This window comes from Amycolatopsis sp. NPDC102522 (genome assembly GCF_055584485.1).
Genome location: NZ_JBVJLY010000001.1, coordinates 176,752 through 189,066, shown reverse-complemented (window position 1 = coordinate 189,066; position 12,315 = coordinate 176,752). Strand labels below are relative to the sequence as shown.

11 protein-coding genes are annotated in these 12,315 nt (G+C 68.8%); 6 read left to right on the top strand and 5 right to left on the bottom strand.

Going from position 1 to position 12,315, the window contains the following annotated elements; all coding sequences use genetic code 11:
• The first annotated feature begins 128 nt into the window (after positions 1–128).
• Entirely contained in the window at positions 129–1,370 is a 1,242-nt protein-coding gene (locus ACZ6YV_RS00910; RefSeq protein ID WP_465507696.1) for an ATP-grasp domain-containing protein, read from the top strand.
• A gap of 37 nt (positions 1,371–1,407) precedes the next feature.
• Complete coding sequence (locus tag ACZ6YV_RS00905) at positions 1,408–3,441, top strand: hypothetical protein (RefSeq protein ID WP_465507695.1); 2,034 nt, start codon at positions 1,408–1,410, stop codon at positions 3,439–3,441.
• 263 nt (positions 3,442–3,704) lie between these two features.
• Here ACZ6YV_RS00905 and ACZ6YV_RS00900 read toward each other — a convergent pair whose 3' ends face one another.
• The 3 genes from ACZ6YV_RS00900 to ACZ6YV_RS00890 form a co-directional block, all read right to left on the bottom strand.
• Entirely contained in the window at positions 3,705–4,391 is a 687-nt protein-coding gene (locus ACZ6YV_RS00900; protein WP_465507694.1) for a choice-of-anchor P family protein, read from the bottom strand.
• Between the two features lie 26 nt (positions 4,392–4,417).
• Positions 4,418–5,242: a L,D-transpeptidase family protein gene (locus tag ACZ6YV_RS00895; RefSeq protein WP_465507693.1), complete on the bottom strand. Its 825-nt coding sequence runs from the start codon at positions 5,240–5,242 to the stop codon at positions 4,418–4,420.
• Positions 5,243–5,518: 276 nt separating this feature from the next.
• Positions 5,519–6,775, bottom strand: coding sequence for a helix-turn-helix transcriptional regulator (locus ACZ6YV_RS00890; protein WP_465507692.1), 1,257 nt, complete (start codon positions 6,773–6,775; stop codon positions 5,519–5,521).
• Positions 6,776–6,925: 150 nt separating this feature from the next.
• On the opposite strand from ACZ6YV_RS00890, the gene ACZ6YV_RS00885 reads away from it, so the two are divergent.
• Both ACZ6YV_RS00885 and ACZ6YV_RS00880 read left to right on the top strand, forming a co-directional pair.
• A complete protein-coding gene (locus tag ACZ6YV_RS00885) occupies positions 6,926–8,011 on the top strand; it encodes an S-(hydroxymethyl)mycothiol dehydrogenase (RefSeq protein WP_465507691.1) in 1,086 nt (361 codons plus the stop codon).
• The gene (locus ACZ6YV_RS00880) at positions 8,008–8,640 is read left to right on the top strand and encodes an MBL fold metallo-hydrolase (RefSeq protein ID WP_465507690.1); all 633 of its coding nucleotides are present in this window, start codon (positions 8,008–8,010) and stop codon (positions 8,638–8,640) included. Before ACZ6YV_RS00885 ends, ACZ6YV_RS00880 begins: the two co-directional genes overlap by 4 nt.
• Positions 8,641–8,651: 11 nt before the next feature.
• Here the strand turns inward: ACZ6YV_RS00880 and ACZ6YV_RS00875 are convergent, their stop codons facing one another.
• Both ACZ6YV_RS00875 and ACZ6YV_RS00870 read right to left on the bottom strand, forming a co-directional pair.
• Complete coding sequence (locus ACZ6YV_RS00875; protein ID WP_465507689.1) at positions 8,652–9,410, bottom strand: hypothetical protein; 759 nt, start codon at positions 9,408–9,410, stop codon at positions 8,652–8,654.
• 98 nt (positions 9,411–9,508) lie between these two features.
• Positions 9,509–10,051, bottom strand: a complete 543-nt coding sequence (locus tag ACZ6YV_RS00870) for a TetR family transcriptional regulator (protein ID WP_465507688.1) — start codon at positions 10,049–10,051, stop codon at positions 9,509–9,511.
• 69 nt (positions 10,052–10,120) lie between these two features.
• On the opposite strand from ACZ6YV_RS00870, the gene bioB reads away from it, so the two are divergent.
• Positions 10,121–11,173: a biotin synthase BioB gene (gene bioB, locus ACZ6YV_RS00865; RefSeq protein ID WP_465507687.1), complete on the top strand. Its 1,053-nt coding sequence runs from the start codon at positions 10,121–10,123 to the stop codon at positions 11,171–11,173.
• Complete coding sequence (locus tag ACZ6YV_RS00860; protein ID WP_465507686.1) at positions 11,170–12,315, top strand: 8-amino-7-oxononanoate synthase; 1,146 nt, start codon at positions 11,170–11,172, stop codon at positions 12,313–12,315. The genes bioB and ACZ6YV_RS00860 overlap by 4 nt, the downstream gene beginning before the upstream one ends.

Sequence of the window (12,315 nt, the reverse complement as noted above, 5' to 3'; positions counted from 1 at the left end):
GCGGACCGGCCGGATGTCGCCTAGCGTTACTTGCAGCTTCCGGTCGGCGGGTGGTGTCACTCTCCAGGTACGGGTCTGAGCAGCCATGCCGGCGAGGAGCTGACGACGCCGACACGGAGGAACGGTCTATGACGCGACTCGAAGCGGCCACGAAGGACCCGAACAAAGGGTACGTAGCTCTTTTAGGGTGGAGCCTCAACGCTGTGGAGGCACTTGACCGGTTCGACAGGCGCTATGTCGTCGTCGCGCCGGACTGGGCCGAGAAGTACTGTGTGGAACACGATATTCCTTATCTGCCCTGGAATTTCGAGCGGCTCAACGACCGCTCGCTGGAGATCGCCGAGACGCTGCAACGCGAAGGTGTCGACGTCGCGATCCCGCTGTTCGAGGAAACCGTGGAGTGGGCGGGAGCGATCAACGCCGTCCTGATGGACAATCCACGCCTGTTCGGCCAGGCCATGCTGCTGCGGGACAAGTCGCTGATGAAGCGGCGGGCGCAGCTCGGCGGGATCCGGGTCGGGATCTTCGAGGAGGCGCACGACCGGGACGACGTGATCCGCTTTCTTAAGCGGGTCAACCAAACGCTGCTCAAACTCGACGGTGATCCGAACGACCCGATCCACCTCAAGGCCTTCGACAAGGCCGGCTGCCTCGGGCACCGCGTCGTCCGCACGCCCGACGACGTCGACGCCATCCCGGAGGAGGAGTTCCCGGTCCTGATGGAGTCGCATCTCGACGGCTGGGAGTTCGCCGTCGAAGCGTGGATCCACCAGGGGAAGATCAAGTTCCTCAACATCTCCGAGTACGTCACGCTGGGCTACTCGGTGTTCGTGCCCGCCACTCCGGAACTGGAGCGGTACCGGCCGCAGATCACCGCGCAGATCGAGAAGCTGATCAAGACATTCGACATCGAGTTCGGCTTCGTGCACCCCGAGTACTTCGTCACCAACGACGGTGAGATGTACTTCGGCGAGGTCGCCTACCGGCCGCCGGGTTTCAAGGTGTTCGAGCTGCTCGAACGAGCCTATGGGTTCAACGCCTACCAGGGACTGGCGCTGGCCTTCGACCCGAAGACGACCGAGGAGGAGATCGACGCGTTCTTCCCCCAGGCGGTCGACGACGCCAGCGGGGTCGCGGGCTGCTTCGGGGTCTATCCGCGCCGCCGCGTGGTCAGTGAGCTGCGGATTCCGCCGGAAACCGAGGACCACGACTACTACGAGTCACACGACCTGACGGCGCCGTTGGAGGAGACGGTCACCAAACGGACCGCGTTCGGTACCCACTGGGGTCTGCTGTACTTCTTCGGCGATGATTCCTACGAGATGCGTGATCTGCTGAAGCAACAGGAAGAGTTCGACTTCTACGTCTGACGGGCAGCCCCGCGCGCGCAGGAGACCGACCCGAGGGATGCCTTTGAAACCGACCGTCGATGTTCATGGCGCCTCCGCCACGCTGGACAAGCGCGTGGCCTCGCTCGACGACGCCGTCAAGGTGATGGCCGAGACCCGCGACTTCGGCAAGCACACCAAGCTGCGGCGGATCCTGGAGGCGTTGCGGCGAGTGCTGGTGCAGCCGGGCGGTGCCGCGGCGGTCCAGGCCAGGGCGCGGGCGCTGGAGGAGGCGGGCCTTTTCCAAGGGACGGACTGGGCCACCCCGGAGATCCTGATCCCGGCGCTGGTCGGGCCGGGACTGCACGCCGGGGACGCGGACACCGTGGTGATGGAGGCGTGCAGCGAGCTGCGCACACTCGCCGTCGCCCGCGGTGACTACGCGCACCCGACGCTGTCCGCCGAGGACGCCCGAGAGTTCCTGTCCCAGGTGCTCGCGTTGAACCTGGAACTGCTGTTCACCCCGCCCACCGAGGCGGAGCGGACCCGGCAAGGCCGGACAGCGCAGCTGATCAGGGATCTGTTCCGGCACGTCGCCGAAGAGATCGGCTACGAGAGCGTGCTGGACAAGCTGGTCGAGGAGATCTGGCGGATCCTGCGCCAGCGCCCGATCCAGGTCGACCAGGTGCAGTCGCTGATCACGCGGATCGCGGTCTACCGCGGGGATCCGGAGGTCGATCTCGGCAACGCCCCAGGGCAGGGCATCGACAGGCTGATCAGCGCCCTGTTCGGCACCACCGAGGCCTGCCGGGAGGACCCGGGCACCGAGGTCTTCCGGTCCCGGCTGGAGGCGATGGACGACGGAGCCCTGCAGTACGAGGCCACCGGGTTCGCCAGGGCGATGCACGACACCGGGCTGGTCTCGCCGTATCACGCCGAGTTGCTGCGGCTCCTGCGGCACAAGAGCGATTACCTGCTCGGGGAGGCACTCGGCCTGTCCGACATCGGCCGCAACTGCCTGCTGCGCCACCGCGACCTGATCCACCGGCTGATCGAGGTGGCGGTGCACACGCAGACCGCCCAATGCATCTACGGGCTGGCGCTGCTCCTCGACCGCGGCATCCTGCACGCGCCGCCGATGGTGCCCGCACTGTGGCGTCAGCTGGGGCTGGAACTGTCCGAGAGCGCGCGCGAGCGGCTGACGACGGTGTTCGGCGACGAGCCGGGACCCGAGGCGAGGCTGATCGCGGGCGTGCTGTCGATGCTGGGCCTCCCGCTGGGCGTCGGACAGGGCGACAACCCGACCTGCCAGTCGGCCCGCGCGCTTTCGATGTGGGCCTACAACGACCCGGACTACCTGCTGCAGATCGTGGTCTGGGCGGCCCGCGACGACGAGATCGTCATGCATTTCGAAGGCCAGCCGATCTCGTCGAACGACAGCGCCGGCGGAGTCGCGACCACCCCTCAGACGGATCTGGACCCGGTGTCGTTGCTCGTGGTGCCGCACCTGGACCGGATCTACGCCGAGATGGGGCGCCGCTGCATCGGCAGGCCCGGCGATCCGCACCGCTGGGTCAACCCCGAATTCCACGGCTGGTGGGCCGCGCGCGGGTTCCGGATCAACGTCGACGTCGAGACCGGGAACCTGATCGAGCTCGACACCTTCTTCCGGCAGTTCCACGTGAGCTACCACCCGGCCTACAACGGCGGGCAGCCGCTGATCCATCCGCAGCCCGCCGGGGTCGCCGTCACCGACAGCGCGGCCCGCTACGTCGGCTGGCACGCGATCACCATCCTGCGGGTCGCCGCCGATCCGCAGGACGTCACCCGGGTGTACTTCTACAACCCGAACAACGACAGCGGACAGGACTGGGGCGACGGCGTCGTGGTCTCGACGGCGGGCAACGGCGAGCGGTTCGGCGAGGCCTCGCTGCCGTTCGACCAGTTCGCCTCGCGGCTCTACATCTTCCACACGGACCCGCTCGAACACGGGGAACCGGAGAAGGTGCCGGCGGAGGACATCACGCGGATCGTCGAGTACATCGAACGCAGCTGGGGCGCCAACCGGCTGCCGGGGGGCGCGCTGCAGGCTTCGAAAACCCCGCAAACCTAGCCTGGGTCGTGAGGGTCCCCTTCCACCCACCTCTCACTCTGGGTAACACTTCACGCGGTCTCTCAGCGCCGCCTTTGCCCTACCCCTCGATGACCTGAATCGCCGCTCACGACCCACGGGGCCGCCGCTTTGGGCACCTGAGATACGTGAAGGCCCCCTTCATTGCGCTAGGCGCAATGAAGGGGGCCTTCACGTACTTGACCCGGGGCCTAACCGCAGCCGAAATCCACTCAGGTACCTAAGAGACCCTCCGGACCGGAACGTCAGCCGGTGACGTCCAGGTGCGCGGGGACCGGGGTGGGCTTGGGCGCCTTGCCGCCGGGCTGGGGCTTGTCGCCCGGCTTGGTCGGCGGCACCGGAGTGTCGTCCGCGGACTTGGCACAGGTGGCCGAAGCGATGTCCAAGGTCTGTGTCTTGCCGAGCAGCTTGGCCGAAATCGCGGTCACGGTGAGCGTGCCGTCGGCGTTCTTGGTCTGCTTGTTCACCGTCAGTTCGAGCAGCGAGGCCACCGGGACGGTGGTGTTCGGCGCGACCTGGTCGAGTTTGATCGTCTTGCCGCCGACCTTCAGGTTCGCGATCGACACCGAACCCTTGCCGTTCTGGCACTCGGACTCGATCACCTCGGCGCTCAGGCCGGGCAGAGCGGCACCGGTGGGCAGCAGGCCGAGGTTCAGGGCGAGCCCGGCGACGCTGGATTCGGCGTGTCCCGGCTTCACCGCGGCGTTCAGCGCCTTCGCGCCGACCAGCGACGGGCCTTCGGTCGGCAGTGCCACCGAGGCGAGAGATTCCTTGCCCTGCCCGGAAACCGAAGGCGTGCGAGGGATCTTGACCAGACCGGACGCGGCGATGGCGTACGCGGATTCGGCCGGGGCGGCGATGGCGGGGGTGGCGGCGAGGACCAGACAGGCCGCCGCCGTGCAGGCGAGCACGCCGGTTGTACGTGGGGACAAGGAAATTACCTCCGTGGTTCGAATATTCAGGTGATGTGCACGACGGTGCCGAGCGGCAACTCGACGAGGCGGTTCAGCGCCTCGCGGGTGACCCGGATGCAACCGTCGCTGGTGGCTTTGCCGACGAAGCTGTTGTCCGGCCAGGTATGCAGGCCGACCGTGCCGGGCCCGCCGCCGAACGTCTCGTGCGAATCGGAATGGTTGCTCAGCGGCAGCACGATCGGGCTGTAGGTGTTCACGCTCTCCTTGATCGAGGCGAGGATGAACGCGCGGCCGGCGGGGGTGGGGTGCTCGGGCTTGCCGGTGCCGATGGTCCACGAGCCGGTTTGTTTGCCCGCTTCGAGGATTTCCAGGCGGAATCCGGCGAGGTCCACGCGCACCTCGAAGTCGTTGTGCGCCGATTCCACGGTTTCCGGGGTGGCGTGCAGCCAGCCTGTCGCGCCGTTGGGACGCGTGGGAAGCAGCACCTGCGCCCAGTCGCCTTGCCGGGCGATCACCGGGACCCAGGTCGGCGAGCCGATCTGGGTTTCCGGGAGCCGGGCGATCGGCTCTGCACCAGGGGCGCTGTAGACGGCGATGTCCGCCTTCGGGTGCAGGACTTCGCCGCCCGCGGGGAGCTCGTGGGCAGGGTCGGCAGGCGCGGATTTCAGTTCGCCGAAGGTGTTCGCCTCGGGTAAGGCGGCCAGCGCTTCGGGCGACGAAGAGTGCGGGGCCACGGGGGCCGCCGCCCCGCCGCCTTCGGCCTGGGTGGCGCCGCAGCCGGCCAGCGGCAGTATCACCAGCGCCAGTGCGAGGAGCGCGGTAGCCGCATGAGGGCGCGCGCCACCGCAAGAGGTCTGCAGTCGGGTCATTCAATACCTGTCCATGCGCAGGGTCATTCGCAACGGGATGCGAATCCGGGACGGCTATCTCTAACAGCAAGGTCGTGCGCTGATCAATGTGCGCGGTGCCTATTCAGAGCGAATCTGCCTGCGGTTTTCCGGAGTTTCCGCAGTTCACAGGCGTTTGCCTGAGTTCACTCGATCGAGGCGAAATGACGATTTTTGTAACGCCGGAAGTAAACACACTCTGCGTATTTGTGCCTGCGGCCATTCGGTGGGAAACGACAGTGTGGCCCGGCGTGGTGATCACGCGGAGTGTCCGGCGATCCCCGCTGTCAGAGCCAAGGCGGCGGCTTCGCCCCGGGAGCCGACGTCCAATTTCCTCAGCACGCCCGCGACGTGGAACTTCACCGTGCTCTCGGTGATGCCGAGCGCCGCGGCGATGGTCTTGTTGCGCTGCCCCCGCGCCACGAGCCGCAGCACTTCGAGTTCGCGGCGGTTGAGGTCGGCGAGCACGGCCTCGCCGGTCCTGTCCGACTTCGGCTCGAAAGGGAGGACGACGGTGACGCGGCTGCCCCAGCCGGGAACGGCGTCCACCTCGGCGGTGGCGCCGAGGGCCTTCGCGCGCCCGTCGAGCTGCAGGCGCAGGCCCGCGACGTCGAGGCTGCCGGATTCCTGGTCACGAACGTCGAGGTGGAGAGCCGTTTCGTCGCTCGTCCACGCGATGCGGAGGCGGCTCAGATCCGGCTGGGTGGTGAACGCGAGCACCGCGGTGCACGTCATCGCGCGGGCGGCGTGGGCGACCTCGCCGGGCAGCGGCCGCCCGTCCTTCGACGGCGCGACGAACTCGACTTCGGCGTCGTGATGCCGCATCACCTGCCGGACTTCCCGGCGGAGCCTGCCGAACGCGATGTGCGCCGGTTCCTCGGACAGCGCGAGGTCGGCCTGGTGCGCCGACCTCAGCGCCACCAGCGCGGCGGAGGCGGAGTCGGTCGCGACGAGGCGGGCACGATGGTCGTCCAGCCGGGTGGAGCGCAACGCGGTCAGGATCGTCACGAGCGCGGTTTCGTGTGCGGCGGCCATCTCCACGATCGTGCGCGCGCGTTCGCTGGACGCAGCGCGCGACTCGGCGAGGTAGTCGGGGCTGGCCTGGGTGACCTGCTGGCGGATCGACGTCGCGACGATGCCGAAGATCTCCGCCAGCCGCGCGGGCTGGGGAAAGCGTTTGCGGCTGGGGCGCGGAACGAGTACGAGCAGCGTCCCGCCCGGATCGCGCACGGCCCAGACCGGGCGCGGGGCGCCGCCGAGAGTGGCCGTCGTGGTCAGGTGCCCGCCGGGTTCGACGAGCGACTTGAGCGCCTCGAGTTCGCGGATGGCCACCTTGTCGGTGATCTCTTTCGCGCCGGTGACCTTGCGCGGCCTGCCGGTACATTCCAAGGTGAAGATGACGAGGGCCTGGTGCGGCCAGTCCTCGGCGAGCAGCCGGGAGAACCGGCCGGCGATCTCGGCCAGCGGGCCCTCGACGACGTCGCGCAGCGCGGGCAGGTCGACGGATTCGGGCATCGTGGTCAGCCTAGCTCTTCCCCTGACCTGGCCGAAAGACCAGGTTTCCTCGACCGACGGTCAGGTCGCGGCCGCTTCCGTCCCGGTTTAGCCTCGCGTCAGGCATGCGCTGCCGCGCATGTCTTCGTCGCCGAGCGGAGGAATCAGGGAATGCCACAACAGGTGCGCGGGGTGATCGCCCGGTCGAAGGGGGCGCCGGTCGAGCTGACGGACATCGTGATCCCCGACCCGGGACCCGGCGAGGTCGTCGTGTCGATCGCGTCCTGCGGGGTCTGCCACACCGATCTGACCTATCGCGACGGTGGCATCAACGACGAATTCCCCTTCCTGCTCGGGCACGAAGCGGCGGGCACCGTGGAAAGCGTCGGTGACGGCGTCGATTCCGTGCGGCCCGGGGACTTCGTCGTCCTCAACTGGCGCGCGGTGTGCGGGCAGTGCCGCGCTTGCAAGCGGGGACGGCCGCAGTACTGCTTCGACACTTTCAACGCGGCACAGAAGATGACGCTGACCGACGGCACGGAGCTGACGCCCGCGCTCGGCATCGGCGCGTTCGCGGACAAGACGCTCGTCCACGCCGGACAGTGCACGAAGGTCGACCCGGCCGTGGATCCCGCGGTCGCGGGCCTGCTCGGCTGCGGGGTGATGGCCGGTCTCGGCGCCGCGGTCAACACCGGCGGTGTCGGCCGGGGCGATTCGGTGGCCGTCATCGGCTGCGGGGGAGTGGGTGACGCCGCGATCGCCGGGGCTCGCCTGGCCGGCGCGGCGACGATCATCGCCGTCGACCGCGACGAGCGGAAACTGGAGTGGGCGCGAGGTCTGGGCGCGACGCATACGGTCAACGCCACGGAGACCGACGTCGTCGCCGCTGTCCAGGAGCTGACCGGCGGTTTCGGCGCCGACGTCGTCATCGACGCGGTCGGCCGTCCCGAGACCTGGAAGCAGGCCTTCTACGCGCGCGACCTGGCGGGCACCGTGGTGCTGGTCGGCGTGCCGACGCCGGACATGCGGCTGGAGATGCCGCTGCTGGACTTCTTCTCGCGGGGCGGCGCGCTGAAGTCGTCCTGGTACGGCGATTGCCTGCCGGAGCGGGACTTCCCGATGCTGATCGACCTGCATCTGCAGGGCAGGCTGCCGCTCGACCGGTTCGTGACCGAGCGGATCGCCCTCGGCGACGTCGAGAAGGCGTTCCACACCATGCACGCGGGTGAAGTGCTGCGCTCGGTGGTGATCCTGTGAGCGGGGACCTGCGGATCGAACGTGTCGTCACGAGCGGCGTCTTCGAACTCGACGGCGGCTCGTGGGAGGTCGACAACAACATCTGGCTCATCGGGAACGACGCCGAGGTCGTGATCGTGGACGCCGCGCACGACGAGCACGCGATCACCGAGGCCGTCGGCGGCCGTCGCGTGGTCGCCGTCGTGTGCACGCACGGGCACAACGACCATGTCACCGTCGCTCCGCAGCTCGGCGAGCGTCTCGACGCGCCGGTCCTGCTGCACCCCGCCGACCGGGAACTGTGGGAGATGACCCACCCCGGGCGTGCGTTCCGGAGCGTGGAGGACGGCGAACGGATCGCCGTCGCGGGCACGGATCTCGAAGTGCTCCACACCCCGGGGCACTCTCCCGGTTCGGTCTGTCTGCACCTGCCCGAAGCGAAAGCCCTGTTCTCCGGCGACACGCTGTTCTCGGGCGGGCCGGGGGCGACCGGGCGTTCGTTCTCCAGCTTCCCGACGATCATTTCGTCGATCAAGGAGCGGCTGTTCGCGTTGCCGGACGACACCCGCGTCCACACCGGCCACGGCGACGGGACCACCATCGGGATCGAGGCGCCGCACCTGGCCGAATGGATCGCCCGGGGCCACTGAGTCTCGCCGGCTCAGAGAAAGGCGCCTGCGTACGGCCGGAGTTCGGGGAGCAGCGCACGCCGTTCGAAGAGCAGGTCCTGAGCCGCGGTCAAGCGCACGCCGAACAGGCGGATGATCGCGGGAAGCGGGCCGATGATGTTCGGCGCCGCGAGGATGGCGTCGTCGATCATCAGCCAGCGCTTCGCTTCGTGCCCTTCGCGTCCGGCGAGCACGACCGCCCGGAGGCGTTCGGCTTCCGTGAGGAGCTGGTGCTCAGGGTGGGTCTCGGAGGTCCCAGGACCCTCCCGCCGCGGGAGTTCGAGCTCGCGGCAGAGCCAATCCCTCAGAGCGGTGAGTTCCGGAGGAGAAGAAGGCAGGTCCAGGATCTGCTCCTGGAGCGCGGCCGGTGTCCGGGCGTCGAGTGGCCGGTGGGCCTCGGCGCCCGGCGCCGGTTTGTCGAGAGCGCTCAACGGTGCGATGACGCCGAAGCCGAAGTCCCAGATGAGTACGTCCCGGACCGCTCGGGGGATGGTGTCGGACGTCCAGAGTATGTCGCCGAACTTGCCGATCACGATTTCGACGGCGGGGTCGGCGAGCGACAGCCGCCCTTGGACCTCCCCGTCCGGTGCCCGTGCCTCGGCCACCGGCCCGAAGTCGTCGCCCAGCCGCCGGGCCAGCGCGTCGAATCGTTCGCGCGCGACGTGCTCGTCGAAGTCCTGCGGCCGGATGAACCGGTCCGGGTCTTCGACTTCGCGCAGCACCGCGCACAGATCCTCGAGAGGCTTCGCCATGGCCGTGGATGGTTCCACAGGACGGGAAGCGCCCGCGACGGATTATCCTCGTGAGTGGTACGGACGGTTCTAACCGTCTTTACCACTCACGACGCTTTTCATCGGGCGCGAGCGGTGAGGCCGGTGAGGATCGCGTCGACGCCGAACAAGAAGGCCTCCGCGGATTCCCGTTCGTGGGCGGGTTCGTCGTCGACGATGCGGGCGCGCACGAGTTCGGCCCGGTTCTGTTCTTCCGCGACGAAGCCGAGTACATAGTGGACGATCGTGCGGGCGGCCCATTCGGCTTGGCGGGCGGCGAACTGTTCGGCGAACAACCGGTTCAGCGCTTGTGTCGGTGCCAGGACGTCGGGTCGGTACGCCTGCACGAAGGACACGACCTCGGCGCCGTCGCGGACCCGGAGCAGTGCCGCGCGCAGGTCTTGCGCGGCCTTGCGGGGATCGGCGGGTGACGCCGGGAAGTCGGCGAGGACCCGGGCGGCGACCACGGCGAGCAGTTCCTGTTTGTTGGCGACGTGGTAGTACAGCGCGCCGGGCTGCACACCCAGATCGAGGGCCAGCCGCCGCATGGACAGGCTGCTCAGCCCACGCTCGCGGAGCAGCTCGTACGCGCCGTCGACGATCTGCGTTCGCGTCACCTTCACCGGGCCATTGTGCCCGCCGCCGTCGGGGCCACCTTGCGCGACCCTCGGCGTCCATCTACGATTTGAAAGGTGTTCAAAACAGTGGATGACCTGGCCTCGCGTCAGCTGGCAGGTGGTGCCCTCGATCGCGACGACGCCCGCGCGGTCCTGAATACCCCCGACGACGAGGTGTTCGGCCTGGTCGTCGCGGCCGGACGGCTCCGGCGCGCGTACTTCGGGGATCGGGTCAAGGTCAACTACCTGGTGAACCTCAAGTCCGGACTGTGCCCGGAGGACTGCACGTACTGCTCGCAGCGGCTCGGTTCGTCGGCGCAGATCCTCAAGTACTCGTGGCTTTCGGCCGACGAGACGGTCAAGCAGGCGACGGCGGGTATCGAGGGCGGCGCGTCCCGGGTCTGCCTGGTCGCGAGCGGGCGCGGGCCGAGCGATCGCGACGTGGACCGGGTCGCCGGCGTCGTCGAGGCCGTCAAATCCGCCCACTCCGGCGTGGAAGTCTGTGCCTGCCTGGGAATTCTGAAGGACGGCCAGGCAGAGCGGCTTCGGGACGCCGGTGTCGACGCCTACAACCACAATCTCAACACGAGCGAGTCCCGGTACTCGGAGATCTGCTCGACGCACGACTACGAAGACCGCGTGGCCACCGTCGAGAAGGCCAAGGAAGCGGGACTTTCCCCGTGTTCCGGGCTGATCGTGGGCATGGGGGAGAGCGACGACGAACTGATCGACGCGATCTTCGCCCTGCGTGACCTCGACAGCGACTCGATTCCCGTCAACTTCCTGATGCCCTTCGAAGGCACACCGCTGGCGGGCACTTGGGAGCTGACGCCGTTGCGCTCGCTGCGGATCCTCGCGCTGGCGCGCTTGGCCTGTCCTGCGAAGGAGATCCGCATGGCGGGCGGCCGCGAGATGCATCTGCGCTCGCTGCAGCCGCTCGCGTTGCAGGTGGCCAATTCCCTGTTCCTCGGGGACTATCTCACCAGCGAGGGGCAGGCCGCGAAGGCCGACCTCGACATGATCGCCGACGCCGGATTCAAGATCCTCGGTGCCGACGAAAGTCCACATCGGACAGACGTCCTGGTCCGGTCACGCGGTGCCGGCACCGCTGTCGCCCCCAACGCATGAGCGCTCTGCTGGAGTGGCTCGTCCGCGCCGATGAGGACAGGCGGCGGGCAGGCCTGGTGCGCAGGACCGACGTCCGGCGCAACCCGGGATCCCGGGGCGGCCTGCTGGATCTGGCGTCGAACGACTACCTCGGACTCGGCGCCGACCCTCGGGTCCGCGCGGCCGCGATACGGGCCATCGAGACGTACGGCGCCGGTGCGGGCGCGTCGAGGGTCGTGACCGGAACGACGGCGGGCCATGTGGAACTGGAACGGGAACTGGCCGGCCTCACCGGGCAGCCGTCGTGTCTGGCGTTCTCCAGTGGCTACGCGGCCAACGTCGGTCTGCTCGCCGCCTTGGGTTCCCCGGACACGGTGATCGTTTCCGACGAGCACGTGCACGCCTCGCTGATCGACGGTGCCCGGCTGTCCCGGTCACCCGTGCGGATCTGCCCGCACAACGATCTCGCCGCGCTCGAGACGCTGCTCCGGGATCGCGAGCAGACCCGGGCGGTGGTCGTCGTCGAGTCGATCTACTCCGTACTCGGGGACGCGACCGATCTGGCGCGCGTCGCGGCGCTGTGTGCCACCTACGACGCACTCCTGGTCGTGGACGAGGCACACGGGATCGGGGTGGCGGGCCAGGGGAGAGGCGCTGTCCACGCCGCCGGACTGTCCGGCGCGCCGCACGTCGTCGTGACGGCGACCCTGTCCAAGGCGCTCGGCACCCAGGGCGGCGCCGTGCTCGGCCCGCCGCTGGTGCGTGAGCATCTGGTCAACACCGCCCGGACGTTCATCTTCGACACCGGGCTCGCCCCCGCGGCGGCCGTCGGAGCCGCGGAGGCCTGCCGGATCATCGCGGCGGAACCGGAACGGGCAGGCGAACTGCACCGGATCGCGTCGGTGATCGCCGACGCCGCCGGGGTTCCGCACGCGCCCGGCGCGGTCCAGTCGATTCCCGCGGACTCCGCCGACCGTGCGGTGGCCGCCGCCGACGCCTTGTTCCACGAAGGCGTCGTGGTCGGTTGCTTCCGCCCGCCGAGCGTCCCCGACGGTGTCTCCCGGCTGCGGCTCGTCGCCAGGGCGGGCGTCGATCCCGAGCAGGCCGAGCGGGCGGCGCGGCTCGCGGCTCGCTTGTCACACGCGGAATCCGTCAGCGCCTGA